Origin of the sequence: Streptomyces sp. NPDC020192 (genome assembly GCF_044388685.1) — a bacterium.
Lineage (GTDB): Bacteria > Actinomycetota > Actinomycetes > Streptomycetales > Streptomycetaceae > Streptomyces.
In genome coordinates this window covers 17,336-33,743 of record NZ_JBIRXG010000041.1, presented here as the reverse complement: position 1 = coordinate 33,743, position 16,408 = coordinate 17,336, and the positions used below count along the sequence as shown (strand labels likewise).

Below are 16,408 nucleotides of genomic sequence, written 5' to 3'. Positions count from 1 at the left end.
CCTCGATGCTGCCGTGGTGTCGACGGATACGCGCGGTGGGCAGCCGATGCGCACCGCGCGAGCCGCTGATCACTGGAAGGCCGATGTCACGAGAGCCTTCTGCTCCACGCCGTGCCGGCGGGCCGAGCCGACCGCGGGCGCGGGCGCCTCGGGCCGGCTCACGCACTCCACAGCGCGCCGGGTCAGCCGGTGCAGACGGGGCGCGACGAACGACCACGCACCCTGGTTCTCCGGCTCCTCCTGCACCCACCGCACGTCCGCGGCCGCGGGGAAACGGGCGAGTTCCGCCGCGAGTTCCTCGGCGGGGAACGGGTAGAGGCGCTCCACGCGGACGATCGCCGTGTCGGTCGTGCCCGCGGCGTGCCGGTGGGCGTCGAGGTCGTAGAAGACCTTGCCCGAGCACAGCAGCACGCGCGAGACACGGGCCGGATCCTTCGTGTCGTCCGGCAGGACCGGGCGGAAGCCGCCCTGGGTGAACTCGGCCAGGGCGGAGACGGCCGCCTTCGACCGCAGCATCGACTTCGGGGTGAAGACCACCAGTGGCCTGCGGCCGTCCAGCGCCTGCTGCCTGAGCAGATGGAAGTAGTTGCCCGGCAGGGAGGGCATGGCCACGGTCATGTTGTCCTGCGCGCACAGTTGCAGGAAGCGTTCGATCCGGGCGGAGGAGTGGTCCGGACCCTGGCCCTCCAGGCCGTGGGGCAGCAGCATGGTCACTGCGGAACGCTGGCCCCACTTCTGCTCGGAGGAGGCGATGTACTCGTCGACGACCGTCTGCGCGCCGTTGGCGAAGTCACCGAACTGGGCCTCCCACAGCACCAGGGCTTCCGGACGGGCCTGCGCATAGCCGTACTCGAAGGCCAGCGCCGCCAGTTCGGACAGCATCGAGTCGTACGGTGCGAAGCTCGCGGCCTGCGGGCTGAGGGAGTTCAGCGGCGTGTGCTCCGCGCCGGTGCGCCGGTCGGTCAGTACGGCGTGGCGCTGGCCGAAGGTGCCGCGCCGGGAGTCCTGTCCGGCCAGCCGTACCGGGACGCCCTCCAGCATCAGCGAACCGATCGCCAGTGTCTCCGCGGTGGCCCAGTCGACGGTGCCGGTGTCGAGCGTCGCCGTACGCCGGTGGAGCTGCGGCAGGACACGCGGGTGCACGGTGAAGCCCTGCGGCAGGTCGGTCTGCGATGCGATGACCTGACGGGCTGTCGCCTCGTCGATCGCGGTCGCCGTGCGCTGGGTGGCCGCCTGTCCGGCGTCGGCGCAAGGAAGGTCTTCGGCCGGTGCGGGAGCGGGCAGCGCCCGGGTCTCGGCGAAGGCCCGTTCGAGGTGATCCTGGTAGTTGCGGCGGGCACCGTCCACCTGCCGCTCGCCGATGTCCCCGCGGCGTATGAGGGCCGCGGCGTACAGCGTGCGCACCGAAGCCTTGGCGGCGATGTGTTCGTACATCATCGGCTGCGTGATGGACGGGTCGTCGACCTCGCTGTGCCCGTGGCGCCGGTAGCAGACCAGATCGACCACGACGTCCTTGTGGAACGTCTGGCGGTAGTCGAAGGCCATCCGTGCGACGCGGTCGACGGCTTCCGGGTCGTCGCCGTTGACGTGGAAGATCGGGGCCTCCACCATCCGTGCCACATGGGTGGCGTACGTGCTCGAACGGCCGTTGGCGGGCAGGGTGGTGAAGCCGACCTGGTTGTTGACGACCACGTGGACCGTCCCGCCCGTGCGGTAGCCCGGCAGTTGCGACATGTTCAGGGTCTCGGCGACCACGCCCTGGCCGGCGAAGGCTGCGTCGCCGTGGAGGACGACCGGCAGTACGGGGAAGGGCTCGCCCTGGTCCCCGGCCAGGTCCTGCTTGGCGCGCACCACGCCCTGGGCCACCGGCCCCACGATCTCCAGGTGCGAGGGGTTCGCCACGACCGAGACGGCGATGGTGCCGCCGTCCAGGGCACGGTAGGTGCCCTCCGCGCCGAGGTGGTACTTCACGTCCCCCGAGCCCTGGACCGACCGGATGTCCATCGCGTCCTCGAACTCGTCGAATATCTGGCCGTAGGACTTGCCGATGATGTTGGCCAGGACATTGAGCCGGCCGCGGTGCGCCATCCCGATGACGGCTTCTTGGACACCGTCTTCGATGGCGCGGAGCAACAGGGCGTCGAGCAGCACGATGGCCGACTCGCCGCCTTCGAGCGAGTACCGTTTCTGGCCCACGTACTTGGTCTGCAGGAACGTCTCGAAGGCCTCCGCGGCCCCCAACCGGTAGAGGATCCGCAGCTGTCCGGCACGGTCCGGGCGGCGCTGCGGCCCCTCGACGCGCTGCTGGATCCAGCGGCGTTCCCGGGCGTCCTGGATGTGCATGTACTCGAACCCGGCGGTGCGGCAGTAGAACTCCCGCAATGCGCCGAGCACTTCGTCGAGTGACATCGTGGCGCGCCCGGCGAACCCGTCCACGGCGAAGTCCTCCGCCCGGTCCGCGTCGTCAAGTCCGAACGCGGCGATGTCGAGCTCCGGATGTGCTGCGGCGGCCCGCGCCATGAGCGGGTCCGTTCCGGCCATCAGATGCCCGCGCACGCGATACGCGTGGATGAGCGCCGCGACCCGTACCGCCTTGAGCGCCGCCTCGTCGGTGCCCTTGTGGTGTTGGGCTGAGGCGGTCAGCGAGGCCGCGGCGGCCGGGGACACCAGAGTGGCGAAGAAGTTCCTCCACGTCTGGTCGACCGAGCCGGGGTCGTGGAGGTAACGCCGTCGCTGCTCGTCCACGACCCATTCGTTCAGCCCGAAGTCCAGCCCGTGAGACGCTGCTCGAGCGGTGTCTGATTGCGACGCCATGGCGCGAACGCCTTCTTTCCTCTGTGAAGCCTGGGGATGGCGGACGCGGCTACGGCGGTCGTCCGCCTGCGTGTCAGGTGTCGAGGACTTCGCAACCGTTGCGGAGACCGACCCGTTCGACCGCGTCGCACTGACGACGCTAGGACGCCGGGAGTGCGGAGACGGATGGCCGGGCGCGCCACGACGGCCTCACATCAGGACATCGGACGGGTGACGGCCTGCTGCCTGCCGTCGTCGCATATGCGGAGTGCGGGCGGGTGACGCCGTCCTGATCCGAGGGCTTCGTGTCCGTCCGGTCCGGGATCGACGTCGTAGGGAATCCGGTTGTGATGCTACGGCCGCGGGCTTGTGGCCGGAGAACCGACCCCTGGGAAGGAACATGATCGACTACGATTTGTCGGACACCACGCGGTGGGAGTTTCCAGGCGTCCTGCGGACCTTGGGTCTGGTGCACGGTGAGTTGCGGGTGCGGCACGGTCTGTCGCTCCATGACTACCTCATTCTCGGCGCGCTCGCCGAGGCCGCGAGCGGATCTGTGCCCGTTGCCAAGCTGGCGGCGTTCCTCCAGGAATCCGGGGACCGGATGTCCTACCTCCTCAGGGGTCTGCAGGCGGCCGGACTGATAGATCGCCATCGTCGTGCCGGAGACCGCAGGACGGTCGAGGCCATCCTGACCGACGCAGGACGCTCCAGCTTCGCCGCCGCCGAGACGACCGCGCAGGCGCTCATGTGCCAGCACCTCGGTCCGGGACTGGACACCCAGGAGCCGTCCGGCCGATCGTGTGACGTCACTTGATCTGCTCGTTTTCCACACCAACGGCTGTGGTCGGCGGACGACACCTGGGCGCGGCTTGTGCGGCGAATCCAGCCCGTGGCCTACAGCGGGCGAGATCGACTGCGACGTCCTTGAGCAGCGTTTCCCATCCCGGACCCCCGGGATCAGCAGGACGTCGCATGGCTCCGGTACATCATCGACCCGCACATCGGCGCCGAGGCGGGTTCCGGCGGAGGTGATCACGCCCGTACCGTCCTCGGACGCGATCCGCACCTGATACTGACCGCCGAACTCGTTGGCCACAGCGAACAACTCGATGGACCGGTCACGTCGAGGATCCGTACCCCGGGGGAAGACGAATCCCGTCACGGTGGCCGGGCCCGGGGCGTTTGTGGTTCATCGAGTCGTACCGAGACTACGACCTGTTTACTCCCTGCTGGGAGACAAGGGCTCCCAGTCCGCCACTTGGACGGGCGTCAGGCGCGATCGAGCGTTCGCAGGGCGAGCCGCATGCATTGACACGGAGTGACAGGTCCGCCTTCTGACGGCCTGCCGTCAGAAGGCACGCATACGATGGGACCGATGTGCGGCTGAGCGCGCTTCTCGGCGAGGCACAGCGTCACGAGGGGGGCTGTCCCGGCTACCATCGCGCAGGAGGTCCACCATGGCGACGCTGTTGTCCGTCAACGTAGGACTGCCCAAGGATGTGCCCTGGCAGGGAAGGACCGTGCACACCGGAGCCTGGAAGGCCCCTGTCCAGGGCTCCCGCATGGTCCGGCGGCTGAACGTCGACGGAGACGGTCAAGGAGATCTGGCCGGGCACGGCGGCGAAATGCGAGCCGTCCTCGTCTACCAGCTGCAGTCCTACCAGTACTGGCAAAAACAGCTCGGACGCGACGACCTGACCTTCGGGATCTTCGGGGAGAACTTCACGGTCGACGGCCTGCCCGACGACGAAGTATGCATCGGTGACCGGTACCGCATCGGCGAAGCGGAATTCGAAGTCTCCCAGCCCCGCGTCACCTGCTACCGGGTCGGCATGCGCCTGGGCGAACCCACCATGGCTTCCTTGCTCGTCGCCCACCACCGGCCGGGCTTCTACCTCCGAGTGATCACCGAAGGCCGCGTCCAGGCCGGTGACGCCGTCACCCTCACCCGCAAGGGACCGGAACAACTCAGCGTCGCCGACGCCGACGCGCTGCTCTACCTCCCGGACCGCGACCCCGCGAAGCTGCGCAAAGCACTGAACATCCCCGCCCTCAGTCCCGGATGGCAGCAGTCCTTCCGCGAACTCGCCGCGCCCGCACAGAAGCCGGGACAGCCGGGCGAGCAGCCTGGCAAAGAACCGGGATGGCCGGGCTTCAAGCCCATGCGCGTCACCCGCATCGTCCCCGAGACCCCCACCATCTCGTCCCTCTACCTCACCACCACCGACGGCACGCCCCTGCCCGAGGCCCGCCCCGGCCAGTACCTCTCCATCCGCCTGGCCATCGACCATGCCGCCCCCGAAGTGCGCAGCTACTCCCTGTCCTGCGCGCCCACAGCCGGCACCTACCGCATCAGCGTCAAGCGCGAACCCCACGGGAAAGCCAGCGGCTACATTCATGCGAGGCTCCACCCCGGCGACCTCGTGGACATCGCCAGCCCCCGCGGAACCTTCGTACTGGAAGAACACCCCGGCCCGATCGTGCTGATCTCCGCGGGGATCGGTGCCACACCCGTGCTCGCCATGCTCCACCAACTCGCCGCCACGCGAGACCCGCGCGCCGTCTGGTGGATCCACACCGCCCACGACCGCGCCCACCACGCTTTCGCGGACGAGACTCATACCCTTCTGGCCCAACTTCCGGGCGCCCACGAGTACATCTACTACACCGGCGAAACCCCACGTCCCGACGAGCCCCACATCACTCACGGCCGCCCGACCGCTGCATCCCTCATGGCCATGGGCATCCCCGCCGAGGCCAACGCCTACCTGTGCGGCCCACCCGCCTTCATGGACGGCCTCGCCGGCTTCCTGCGCGATCTGGGTCTGCGCCCCCAGCAGATCCATACGGAACAGTTCACCGCTCTCCCCGCCATCAACCCGGGCGTGACCGCCACCGCCGTGGTCCGGCCCCACCAGCCACCCGGTCCCACCGCAACCGGGCCCCTCGTCACCTTCGCCCGCAGCGGCATCACCACCCCATGGTCACCCGCTCACGCGTCCCTCCTCGATCTCGCCGAAGCCTGCGACATCCCCACCCGCTGGTCCTGCCGCACCGGTGTGTGCCACACCTGCATCACCCACCTCGTCGCAGGCGACATCACCTACACCACCCCACCCCTCGAACTCCCCGAGCCAGGGACCGTCCTGGTCTGCTGCAGCAAGCCGACCACCGAGGTCGTCCTCGATCTGTGATCGGCCGACAAAGCGGGTGAGGAGCCGGCTGACCAGCCACGTAGCCGTGGTGGATCGCACGCCGGACGCGGACCCTCGATACCCATGGCGGCCGTCGGTCCGCCGAGCACCGAAACCGCGCAGGGCCGGCGTCCAGGACTGCATGAGCCTCGACCGCACCTCTCTGCGGGGCGGCGGCACGACGGGGGCGACACGTCGTGTCAGCGCAGCGCGGCGACCGCCGTGCGATAGAGGACGTCCTCGGCACGGTCCCAGGACCAGCCGCTTTCGACCACCAGGGTGCGCCAGCCGGTGGGACCGAACCAGTGCCAGAGCAGGTCGGCTGTCTCCTCCACCGGGTAGGAGGGCGCTGGAGTCAGGGTGTGCATATGGCGGGCGGTCGTGTGCAGCGCGTCGCGGTAGTCCGCGGTGGCGCGCTCCCACAGGGCCTCGCCGTCCTCGTGGACGGGCAGCGCCTTTCGGATCGCCTCGTGCACGGTGAACTGACGCTCGTTGCCCATCCGCGTGCCATGAGCCAACGCTCGCAGCACCGACTCTGGTGTCCGTTCCTCAAGCAGCGTCTGCATCGCGCGTTCGTAACCCGATGCGTTCACGCCTTCGTCGACGATCCGATTCAGGATGTCGCTCTTGCTCCCGACGCTCGCGAAGACGGTCTTCGAGGCCACGCCCGCCGCCGCGGCGATGTCGGCGACGGTCACCCGCCCGTAGCCGCGCTCGGCGAACAGTTCTGTTGCCTGACGCAGGATCAGCTCGCGTGTCTGCGCGGCCGCCTGTGCGCGCAGCGGGGAGACGTAGGAGCGCTTGGACGGCATGATCGCAATTCTATCGCCGTGAATTCATTAGGCGTGCTATAACCTCAAATGCGCCGGTCGAACTCGGACCGAATGCGCGGCCACGCCGCCCGTCCCGCGGGCGACCCACGTGTTCATCGCGACCGCACAGCCCACGAGAGGCAGCCGCATCATGGGAACGGACCCCACAGAACTGGCCCACGGACTCTTCCGCGTCCTCGAGACAGGTGCCCCGGCGCTGGCCGCCGACGTGGTGCATGAGGACTTCTGCAACCGCGAGGCGGCCGTGGCACCCCCGGCCTGCGCTCTGCCCGGCCCGGCCGGGGTCCTCGCCTCGGGTGCGTGGATGCGCTCCGCCTTCAGTGATCTGCGTTTCCCGGTCCTCGGCATCGCACGCAATGACGACCAGGTCTGGGTGCGACTGCGCATGCGGGGCCGCCACACGGGGCCCTTCGTCCGCTACCGCGACGGCGCACTCGATCAAGCCATACCCCCCACCGGGCATGACATCGATTTCGAGCAGATCCATGTACTCGGCCTCCGTGACGGCAAAGTGGTGAGCCATGAGGCGGTACGCGACGACATCACCATGCTCGGCCAGCTCGGTGTCTTTCCGCCGGCCCCGCCCACGGCACTCCGCATGATCGCCTGGCGCTTGACCGGGCGAGCCGCACACGCCGCCACCCGTGTCACGGCCGAGGCCGCCGAGGCGGCCGCCCTGCTGCGCGACGAACCGGCAGAAAGCCGCTGAGTCGTCCGCGCCACGTCGGCTGAGAGGTCTGCGGTGCGGCACTCGCCCCAGGGCCGTGGCCGCCAGCGGATGCGATCGACCTCCGCGCGCGAGACGGCGTATCCGCATAACGGTTCCTCGTGCGGAACCGACCAGTGCCCAGGTCGGCAGACGGGAGGAGGGTGATTGTGGGGACGAACCGAGACCGTTGTGCTTCTGTTCGCGCGCTGACCGGGCCGAGAGCCTCTCCCTGCGGTCGGCGTCCTACGGTCGGCCGAGGTTCCCTCGCTGCACATGTAGCCGACCGGTCGGTTATTTCGTACGCTGATGTCATGGGACGTACCAGTGACGCCAGGCGGAAGATCCTGGACGCCGCTCGCTCGCTGATCGAGGAGCGCGGGTACGCGGCGCTCGGCGTGGCCGAGATCTGCAAGGCCGCCGGGGTGCCGAAGGGGAGTTTCTACTACTTCTTCGAGTCCAAGGAGGCCCTCGCACTCGCGGTCGTCGATGAACACTGGGCGGTCCAGAAGCGCGACTGGACACAAGCCCTGACCGGTGACGCGGAGCCGCTGTGGCGGTTGCGGCGGCTGTTCGAGGAGACGGAGGCCGGCCAGCGTGCCGTCCAGCTGGGCTGCGGCACCGTGGCGGGCTGTCTGTTCGGGAACCTCACTCTGGAGCTGAGCAACCAGACCGAGGCGGTCCGCGAGCGGCTGCAGGAGATCTTCGACGCACAGGTCGACATGGTGGAGTCCGTCATCGCCGAGGCCCGTGAGCGCGGCGAGGTCGGCGTGGCCGACACCCGTGAGGCGGCGCGCGCCGTCGTGGCCCAGCTGGAAGGCCAGGTGATGTTCGCCAAGCTCTACAACAGCACCCAGCGGTTGAGTCCCCTTTGGGAGAACTGCCGGGCCCTGCTGGGCGCGCCGAGGGCCGGGGACCGTACGGCGTTCTGATCACGCGGCCGGCCGGGACGGCGATGCCGCATCAGGGGGAGAGGGCGGCGCGGCTGGTGTCGGGCCGGTCGCCCGCGAGTGTGCCGAGGAGACAGCCGGAGTAGTTGGCGGTGGCCGGGTTGGCCCCGGCACCCGCGGACAGCTCTGTCCAAAGGTGCATCAGCAGGCTGGATCGGGGCCTGGGCGAAAAGGGCCGACGCCCATGCCCGCGACCGGGCGTGGCGGCCGCCCTGGCGGTATGGGCTCAGGGAACCTGGGCGGTCATCGGACGCCGTCGACCCGGCCCGGTCGTCGGCATGGGACTCCAAAGGAGCGGCGATGAAGGTCGTCCACGGGCGCAGCGGCCGGATGCGAAGCACCCCTGGTGGAACTCCTCCTCGTCGTCGGCCCGCCACACGCCGATGGCGCAGAACTCGCCCACCGGGCGCCACAGCCGGGCCAGATCGCCGTGGCCGGCACTGATGGCATGACCGGCCGCCTCGCTGCTGAGAGGCGCGGCCTCCCAGCGCGCGTAGCATGGCGCGCGTGGAACTGCGCCAGCTGCGGTATTTCGTCGCCGTCGCCGAGGAACTGAACTTCGGCCGGGCCGCCGAGCGGTTGCTCATCGCGGGCCCCTCGCTCTCCCAGCAGATCAAGGCGCTCGAACGGGACCTGGGCGTCCGGCTGTTCGACCGTAACCGCCGCTCGGTCTCCCTCACCCCGGCCGGCGCCGCGCTGCTCCCGCACACCCGTGCCCTGCTGGAGCGGGCCGACGACCTCAAGCGCCAGGCAGGCCGACTGTCGGGCTCGGAGTCGGTGCGGCTCGGTTACGTCAACTGGCTGCCGCCGGACCTGACTTCACGGACAGCCGCAGCGGCCCAGGTGCACCTGGACGCCTGGGTCGCCCCCTCGCACACCCAGGCCACGCGGGTTGCCGACGGCAGCCTCGACCTCGCCGTCTGCTGGGTGCGCGCCGAGGACCTCGAGCGGCTCGGGTTGCGGGCACGACTGATCGGCGCCGACCGTCTCTACGCCGTCGCGAAGGGCGGCGACACCAGCGACCCACCGGATGTGGCGGCCCGGGACACCGATGTACTGATTGACGATGACATCACCTCCTGGGCGTCCTGGAACGTGTACGCCGAGGAACTGACGCAGGTCACCGGGGCCCGCCCGGTGCGCATCTCCGATGGTGCCATCACCGGCCCCGCCTTCTTCGACCACGTCCGCCGCTGCACCCGCCCCGTCCTCAACTCGCCCAAGGGGCAGACCGCTCCGCTCCCGCCCGACCTGGTCCGCCGCGAGATCGTCGCGCCGAAGGTCTACTGGACCTGGTCCCTGGTCTGGCGCGCGAGCGAGGATCGTCCCGGAGTCCTCGCCGCTGTCGACGCCCTGTGCGACGGCGTCGGCGACCTCGGGATCCACGCCCCGGACGCCTGGCTGCCCGCCGACGATCCATACGCGATCCCGGCCTGACGTGCGCTGGGAGGCTGCGCCTTCCAGGCGGTAGGAAGCCGATCCTTCCACTGCCGAACCGCCCGACCTACGGTCGAATAGTCGACCGGTCGGCTAGTGATCGGTCATCGTCTTTGGAGAAAGTCAGCATGAGCACACAGCACCAGAAGGTCGCGGTCATCACCGGCGCCTCGCAGGGCATCGGCGCCGCCCTCGTCCAGGGCTACCGCAAGCTCGGCTACGGCATCGTCGCCACCTCGCGCACCATCGCCCCCGCCGACGATGCCGACGTCCTGACCGTTCAGGGCGACATCGCCGAGCCGGCGACCGCCGAGCGGGTCGTCACCGCGGCACTCGAGCGGTTCGGCCGTATCGACACCGTGGTCAACAACGCGGGCATCTTCGTCGCGAAGTCCTTCACCGACTACACGGCCGAGGACTACGCCAGCGTGACCGGCATCAACGTCGCCGGCTTCTTCCACCTCACCCAGCAGGCCCTCCCGCACCTGCTCGCCCAGGGCGGCGGGCACATCGTGAGCGTCACCACCAGCCTGGTGGACAGTCCGGACGCCCGGGTCCCCTCCGTCCTCGCCTCGCTGACCAAGGGTGGCCTGCAGTCCGCGACCAAGTCCCTGGCGATCGAGTACGCCACCCGAGGCATCCGCGTCAACGCCGTGTCGCCCGGCACCATCAAGACCCCCATGCACCCCGAGGAGGCCCACGAGTTCCTCGCCGCCCTGCACCCGGTCGGCCGCATGGGTGAAGTGAGCGACATCGTCGACGGAGTGCTCTTCCTGGAGACGGCGCCGTTCGTCACCGGCGAGATCCTGCACGTCGACGGCGGCATGAGCGCCGGACACTGACCGTACACCGAGTCTTGGACCAAGGAGTGGACATGACCGCCACGACCGACGACGCGGAGATCCTGAGCGGAGTGCTCGACCAGTGGAAGGCCGCGGTCGACGCGCACCAGCCCGACCGCGTCGCCGTCCTCTTCACCGAGGACGCCGTCTTCCAGGGGCTGCACCCCTACAGCGTCGGACGCCAGGGCGTCGCCGACTACTACGACTCCCAGCCCCTCGGCATGAAGGCGGCATACCGGATCCTCGAGACCAGGCGGCATGCCGACGACCTCGTCCTCGGCTACCTCGCCGTCGAGTTCTCGTTCACGGACCGGCCCCCGCTGGACGTGAAACTCTCCGTCCTCGTCGTCCGCACAGGGGACGACTGGTCCATCGGCCACTATCAGGTATCCCGCCTGGATTAGCCTGTTCGGCCAGATCAACCGACTTGCCTCTGGCGCGTGTTGACGCCCGCTCAACGGGCGCTTCGCACCCGGGTTGCGCCGCACCGTGCCCCCTGAGCGGGGTGACCGGTGTGGCGTACCTGCGCTGTCAGCGGCTCCTTCTCCGCGGCCCGAGTCTCGGAGTGACAGGGGCGCAGGGCAACCGGATCGCGGCCCGACTTACCCACTCTGGCGTTCCCCAACTCCTCGTAGGACGCAGCCGGAGCGCATCCCGAACCGAACGCTCCTGCACGGGGCCGGCCGCTTATGCGAAAGCCGTGATCACGTCGGCGATAGATGAGCCCGAATTCCGAGACTTGGGGCACCGGTCGACCGGTGCGCGACTGCGACTCCGCAGTGAAGAATGCCATCTTTCGTCATTCGGAGGTGTCGGTGCGGGACGCGGTCGGACCGTCATCCGACTGCGAGTTGAGCGACCACATCCCTTGTGGAGCGACGCCTTCGACCACGTCGCACCGACAACGCCAAGGCGCCGGGAGAGCTCCGATGGATAGGATCACGTGCCATAACTGCCGTATAGGCGCCGCCGACGTCGTTCCCACAGGTCCTGATGCCTAGGCTGTGGCGGCCCCAGTGTGGTAGAAATCGGCCGCGGTGACGCCGGCGGGAACGCCGAGTTCGGCGGCGACCGCGGTGATCGCCTTGTCGCCGACGGTGAGGTCGGCCTGGCCGTCCGTGCTGAAGTACGGCGCGATGAACGTGTCGTAGTGGGCTCGGGCTTCTTCCGCGGTCTGTCCGCCGAGGAATGTCTGCATGTGGCGCACCGTGGTGTCGGGGTCGTCGTGGATCACCTGAAGGGCGCGCCGGTGGGCTCGTACGACGGCCTGGACCGCGGGGTCGTCGGGTGGGATGTAGGTGGGGTCGACGGCCACGCCCACGGTGGGAATCTGGAAGTGGTCGCCGACCCAGGCCAGCACGTTCCAGCCGTGCTCGGCGGCCACCGCCTCCGGTGCCATGGTGCTGCCGACATAGGCGGCGTCGATACTGCCGTCGTTGAGCCGGCGCAGGTCCATGCCGTAGTCGCCGGGCGAGCGGACGATGGTCTTCACGTCGCGGTCCGGGTCGAGGCCGGCCTTTCGCAGCACGATCCGGGCGAATGCGCCGGGCGGGGTGTGCGGGGCGTGGACCGCCAGCCGCCGCCCGGCCAGGTCGGCCAGGGAGGTCAGGCCGGGGCGGGCGAGGAACCAGAACAGCGGGCGTTGGGTGTTGACACTGAGTGCGACCCACGGCGTGCCGTCGGTCAGTCGTGACAGCAGTGCCCGGCCGAGCCCGATGGTGGCGCAGCGGCGCAGCCGTTCGACGTCCTAGGTGCAACCGTCGCGCAGCGCGACGTGGACACCCTCCTCGGCGTAGTAGTCCTGCTGGTCGGCGATGTAGGCGGCGAGTTCTTCGTGTAGGCCCCGTCCGACGTAGGCCAGGTCGATCGTGTGCATGAACGTCTTTCCTTGATCGTTTAAGGGTGCGGCCGCGTGTACGGAGGTCAGCGGGGTGTCAGTACATGGCCATGCCGCCGTTGACCGCGGCCGTGGTGCCGGTCATGAAGGAGTTGTCCTCGGCGGCGTAGAAGGCGACCGCTTGGGCGACGTCGGCCGGGTGGGTCAGGCGGCCCAAGGGGGTGGCGGCCACCTGCCGCTGCCTCGTTGCGTCGTCGAGCACGGCATCGGCGGTGCGGGACTCCACCGGGCCGGGCGAGACGACGTTGACCGTGATGCCCTGCGGGCCGAGTTCCTGGGCGAGATACCGGGCGAACTGCTCGAGTGCGGCCTTGGAAACGCCCAGCGCGATCATGCCCGCCCGAGGCAGGCGGCTGAGTCCGGTGCCGATGTAGATGAGGCGTCCCCACCCTCGTTCGGTCATCGTGGGCAGTACGGCTTTGGTGACCGCGAACGCCGCATGCATCTCGGCGTCGATCTTGCCACCCAGTTCTTCCCACGTCATGTCCTGGAACGGCTTGACCGCATACGGGATGAGCGCGTTGTGCACGAGCACGTCGACGCCGCCCCAAGCCGCCTGGACCTGTCCGACCATGCTCTCGACGGCCGCCTCCTCGCGCACGTCGGCCTGCACGGCCATGGCCTGGCCGCCTGCGGCCGCGATGTCGGCCACGACCTCCTCGGCCGCCTTGGTGTTGCGGAGGTAGTTGACCACCACGCGCATTCCTCGCGCGGCCAGAAGTCGCGCCGTGGCCGCGCCGATTCCGCTACTGGCCCCCGTCACCAATGCCACCCGGCCGGTTGTCCCGGTCATGGGCCCACCTCCTGCTCGTCGTCGCGGGCCGTCGGGATGACCGCCCGGGGTTGTTCGTCGTCGATGCCCTGGCCTGTCGGGCGGATCGCCCCGTACAGCACGGTGTCGACGGTCGCCCGCAACAGATCGGCCGCGGTCCAGTCCAGATCGCGCGGCAACTCCGACATGAGCAGCCGCTCCAACGCTCCGCGGGTGATCTCACTCAGCAGCTCGGGCGGCGCCGGCAGCAAGCCCTGCTGGTGTCCCTCCCGGAACAGCTCGTCGAGCCGCTGGTAGACCACCGCGTCCACACGCTGCTCCACGTACGGGCGCAGCATCGCGTCGCCCCGCCCGGTCGCGAGCTGAGGCGCGCCGATCCGTCCGAGCTCACTGCCCGCCGCGATCAGGAACCGCTGCACCCGCACAGCGAACGGCTGCCCTGCTGCGTCCTCGGTCGCCGCCACCAGCGTGCGCTCCACCGCGGCGAACTGGCGGTCCAGCACCGCGGCCAGCAGGCTGCGCTTGTCCGGGAAATGACGGTAGATCGTCTTCTTGCTCATCCCGAGCTCACGAGCGAGATCGTCCATGCTCACCCGCGCGAAACCCGACCCGAAGAACAGCCGGCCGGCCGCCTCCACGATCACGTCCGCACGCCGCTCGTCACTGGGGGAAACTGAAGAAACTGGATTAGTTTCCATGGTTCCATCGTTGCCCTCGGTCCCTGCGCTGTCAAGGCATGCCGTGCGGCCGCAGTGCCTGCCGTGCAAGCCCAGCCGGGGGCGCGCGCTATCCGGTGGTGGCAAGCCCGATGAGCAGCAGGGCGATGTCGTCCGTCCGGGGCGCGGTCTGCCGTGCATGGTCGATCAGGGTCGTGGCGAGCCGGTCCATGGGCTGGGCCGAGGCCCGGGCGAGCTGGGTGGCGAGCCCTGACATGGCGTCGTCCATGTCGACCCCGGGAGTCTCGACGAGGCCGTCGGTGTACAGGGCGAGGACGGTGCCGGGGGTCAGTGGGATCTCGGTGGCGGGATAGTCCGCGTCGGGGTCGATGCCGAGCAGCACGCCGGGGCGGAGCGGAAGGACTTCGGCGTGGCCGTCCGGGCGACGCAGAACGGGCGGGGGATGGCCGGCGGTGGCGAGGACGGCTCGGCGGTGTGCGAGGTCGAGATGGGCGTAGAGGCAACTGACGAAGCGGCCCGGGTCCATGGCGACCAGCTGGCGGTTGGCCTGGGCGAGGGCCTGTGACGGCGTGGCCCCCGAGGCGGCGTGCGAGCGGATGGCGGGGCGCACCCGGCCCATGAGCGCGGCGGCGTTGACGTTGTGGCCCTGGACGTCTCCGATGACCGCGGCGGCGGTGCTGTCGTCGACCCGGACCAGGTCGTAGAAGTCGCCGCCGATGTCCATGCCGCGGACGCTGGGCAGATAGCGGGCCGCCACATCCAGTCCGGGAAGGTTGGGCAGCGAGTCGGGGAGCAGGGCCGCCTGGAGGGTCTTGGCGAGTTCGTTGCTGGTGTCGTACAGGCGGGCCCGTTCCAGCGCCTGCGCGATCAGTCCCGCGAGCGCGATGAAGACGACCCGCTGCTGGTCGGGAAAGGGGTGGGGCCGGTCGAAGGCGAACACGCACGAGCCCACCGGACGCCCGGAGGCGATCAGCGGCAGAAACGCCCAGGCATGCAGACCCTTCTGGTGCGGGGCGGGCGGGTAGGCCCGGGACAGCTCGTCGAAGGAGGCGAAGAAGCTGGGCACGCCGGTGGCGAGGACCCGGACCGCGGGTGCCGGGTGGGTCAGCGGCATGCCGTCGAAGTGTTCGAGCAGCGAGGGGTTGTAGCCGCTGCGGCCGATGACCCGCATTCTGCCGTCCTCGGCCGCGAGCAGGGCGACGGTCCGGGCTCCGAACGCCGGCAGCATCTCCTCGGTGACCAGATCGACCACGTCCGAGACGCCCACGGTTTCGGAGAGGGCGGCGGCCAGGTGCAGTACCCGGTAGACCTCGCCCAGGCGGATCGGCTCGCCCTGGAACGTTTCCGTCCTGGTGGGCGCCGGCTGCGCATCTCCGCCCGGACCGGTCGGCGATATGCGGACGCTCACCCCCGAGTCGTCGGGGTAGAGCTCGAATGCGAGCCACTGGTCCGGTGGGTGCATGGCGGTGTAGTAACCGGGCTTCCGGCTGACCACGGTGGCGCGGAAGTGGTCCTCGAAGGCCGGGTCGGTGTGCCAGGGCAAGGACTGCCAGGGACGCGTGCCGATCAGATCGTCGGGGCTGCTCGCGCCCAGCAGGGCGGCGGCGGTGGTGCTGACGTAGGTGAACCTGCCCTCGAGGTCGAGGGAGCAACTGCCCCAGGGCAGCCGTTCGACGAGGTCGGCCGCGGCGAGCGCCTCGGCCGGCCCGCGCTTGCGGGCGGGCGGCTGCATCAGGGTGCGGGGTGTGGGTCCCGGGCTGACGGCATGGCCAGTGCCGGCGGCGTCGCGCAGGAACCGTCCCAGACGCCGACCGGCGGCACGAACCCGTTCAGGGCTCGGGCCGTCGGCACAGGTGGAGCCGACGCCGGGCCAGAACAGCAGCAGTGCGCCCCAGACCGTGGTGCCGGTGAGGAGGGGCGCCGCGGCCACCGCATGGTGGTAGGGCAGGGCGATCGCCGTGCGGGGGTAGCGACGGGCGAGCTCCTCCGGGTCGCCGAGCCAGACGAGCCGCCGCTCGCGCACCGCATCGGTCACGGGAAAGCGGCTCGACAGCGGGACCCCGAACCAGGGCGCGAGATACTCCGCCGGCATGCCTGCGGTCACCTCCAGCCGCAGGGTCTGCCCGTCGGACGCCAGCAGGAAGACCGCTCCCGCGTGTACGCCCGTGTCGCGCACGGCGAGCTCCAGCAGCCGGTCCAGCTCGGCCCGGCGCAGCGACCCGGCGCTGGGCGAAGGGGGGCTGGGCCCATCGGGCTGTGCCGCGCCGCCTTCCCGCATGGCGCACATACCAGTACCGTACGTCC

General features: G+C 69.8%; 15 protein-coding genes. 7 read left to right on the top strand and 8 right to left on the bottom strand.

Features of this window, described 5'->3' with window-relative positions; translation table 11 throughout:
* Nucleotides 1–69: 69 nt before the first annotated feature.
* Entirely contained in the window at nt 70–2,814 is a 2,745-nt protein-coding gene (locus ACH47Z_RS41780) for a multifunctional oxoglutarate decarboxylase/oxoglutarate dehydrogenase thiamine pyrophosphate-binding subunit/dihydrolipoyllysine-residue succinyltransferase subunit (RefSeq protein WP_399084123.1), read from the bottom strand.
* A 379-nt stretch (nt 2,815–3,193) separates the two neighbouring features.
* Between ACH47Z_RS41780 and ACH47Z_RS41775 the strand changes: the two genes are divergently transcribed.
* Complete coding sequence (locus tag ACH47Z_RS41775; RefSeq protein ID WP_399084120.1) at nt 3,194–3,610, top strand: MarR family winged helix-turn-helix transcriptional regulator; 417 nt, start codon at nt 3,194–3,196, stop codon at nt 3,608–3,610.
* A gap of 643 nt (nt 3,611–4,253) precedes the next feature.
* The gene (locus ACH47Z_RS41770; protein ID WP_399084117.1) at nt 4,254–5,990 is read left to right on the top strand and encodes an MOSC domain-containing protein; all 1,737 of its coding nucleotides are present in this window, start codon (nt 4,254–4,256) and stop codon (nt 5,988–5,990) included.
* Between the two features lie 200 nt (nt 5,991–6,190).
* Here ACH47Z_RS41770 and ACH47Z_RS41765 read toward each other — a convergent pair whose 3' ends face one another.
* Nucleotides 6,191–6,802: a TetR/AcrR family transcriptional regulator gene (locus tag ACH47Z_RS41765; protein ID WP_399084114.1), complete on the bottom strand. Its 612-nt coding sequence runs from the start codon at nt 6,800–6,802 to the stop codon at nt 6,191–6,193.
* Nucleotides 6,803–6,953: 151 nt separating this feature from the next.
* On the opposite strand from ACH47Z_RS41765, the gene ACH47Z_RS41760 reads away from it, so the two are divergent.
* Both ACH47Z_RS41760 and ACH47Z_RS41755 read left to right on the top strand, forming a co-directional pair.
* The gene (locus ACH47Z_RS41760) at nt 6,954–7,532 is read left to right on the top strand and encodes an ester cyclase (protein ID WP_399084111.1); all 579 of its coding nucleotides are present in this window, start codon (nt 6,954–6,956) and stop codon (nt 7,530–7,532) included.
* Between the two features lie 311 nt (nt 7,533–7,843).
* The gene (locus ACH47Z_RS41755; RefSeq protein WP_399084108.1) at nt 7,844–8,461 is read left to right on the top strand and encodes a TetR/AcrR family transcriptional regulator; all 618 of its coding nucleotides are present in this window, start codon (nt 7,844–7,846) and stop codon (nt 8,459–8,461) included.
* 31 nt (nt 8,462–8,492) lie between these two features.
* Here the strand turns inward: ACH47Z_RS41755 and ACH47Z_RS41750 are convergent, their stop codons facing one another.
* On the bottom strand, nt 8,493–8,621 hold the full coding sequence (locus tag ACH47Z_RS41750; protein ID WP_399084105.1) for a hypothetical protein: 129 nt from the start codon (nt 8,619–8,621) through the stop codon (nt 8,493–8,495).
* Nucleotides 8,622–8,977: 356 nt separating this feature from the next.
* Between ACH47Z_RS41750 and ACH47Z_RS41745 the strand changes: the two genes are divergently transcribed.
* From ACH47Z_RS41745 to ACH47Z_RS41735, 3 genes are all read left to right on the top strand, one after another.
* Nucleotides 8,978–9,916, top strand: coding sequence for a LysR family transcriptional regulator (locus ACH47Z_RS41745; protein ID WP_399084102.1), 939 nt, complete (start codon nt 8,978–8,980; stop codon nt 9,914–9,916).
* A 128-nt stretch (nt 9,917–10,044) separates the two neighbouring features.
* Nucleotides 10,045–10,758 (top strand): SDR family NAD(P)-dependent oxidoreductase, encoded by a 714-nt coding sequence (locus ACH47Z_RS41740; RefSeq protein ID WP_399084099.1) that lies wholly within the window; start codon nt 10,045–10,047, stop codon nt 10,756–10,758.
* Between the two features lie 32 nt (nt 10,759–10,790).
* On the top strand, nt 10,791–11,162 hold the full coding sequence (locus ACH47Z_RS41735; RefSeq protein WP_399084096.1) for a hypothetical protein: 372 nt from the start codon (nt 10,791–10,793) through the stop codon (nt 11,160–11,162).
* A gap of 593 nt (nt 11,163–11,755) precedes the next feature.
* Here the strand turns inward: ACH47Z_RS41735 and ACH47Z_RS41730 are convergent.
* The 5 genes from ACH47Z_RS41730 to ACH47Z_RS41710 all read right to left on the bottom strand — a co-directional run bounded on the left by ACH47Z_RS41730 (nt 11,756) and on the right by ACH47Z_RS41710 (nt 16,391).
* A complete protein-coding gene (locus ACH47Z_RS41730) occupies nt 11,756–12,445 on the bottom strand; it encodes an ABC transporter substrate-binding protein (RefSeq protein ID WP_399084155.1) in 690 nt (229 codons plus the stop codon).
* A gap of 60 nt (nt 12,446–12,505) precedes the next feature.
* Complete coding sequence (locus tag ACH47Z_RS41725) at nt 12,506–12,634, bottom strand: hypothetical protein (protein ID WP_399084093.1); 129 nt, start codon at nt 12,632–12,634, stop codon at nt 12,506–12,508.
* A 58-nt stretch (nt 12,635–12,692) separates the two neighbouring features.
* On the bottom strand, nt 12,693–13,448 hold the full coding sequence (locus tag ACH47Z_RS41720) for an SDR family NAD(P)-dependent oxidoreductase (protein WP_399084090.1): 756 nt from the start codon (nt 13,446–13,448) through the stop codon (nt 12,693–12,695).
* Nucleotides 13,445–14,071: a TetR/AcrR family transcriptional regulator gene (locus ACH47Z_RS41715; protein WP_399084087.1), complete on the bottom strand. Its 627-nt coding sequence runs from the start codon at nt 14,069–14,071 to the stop codon at nt 13,445–13,447. Before ACH47Z_RS41715 ends, ACH47Z_RS41720 begins: the two co-directional genes overlap by 4 nt.
* Nucleotides 14,072–14,213: 142 nt before the next feature.
* A complete protein-coding gene (locus ACH47Z_RS41710) occupies nt 14,214–16,391 on the bottom strand; it encodes a SpoIIE family protein phosphatase (RefSeq protein ID WP_399084084.1) in 2,178 nt (725 codons plus the stop codon).
* Nucleotides 16,392–16,408: the final 17 nt, after the last annotated feature.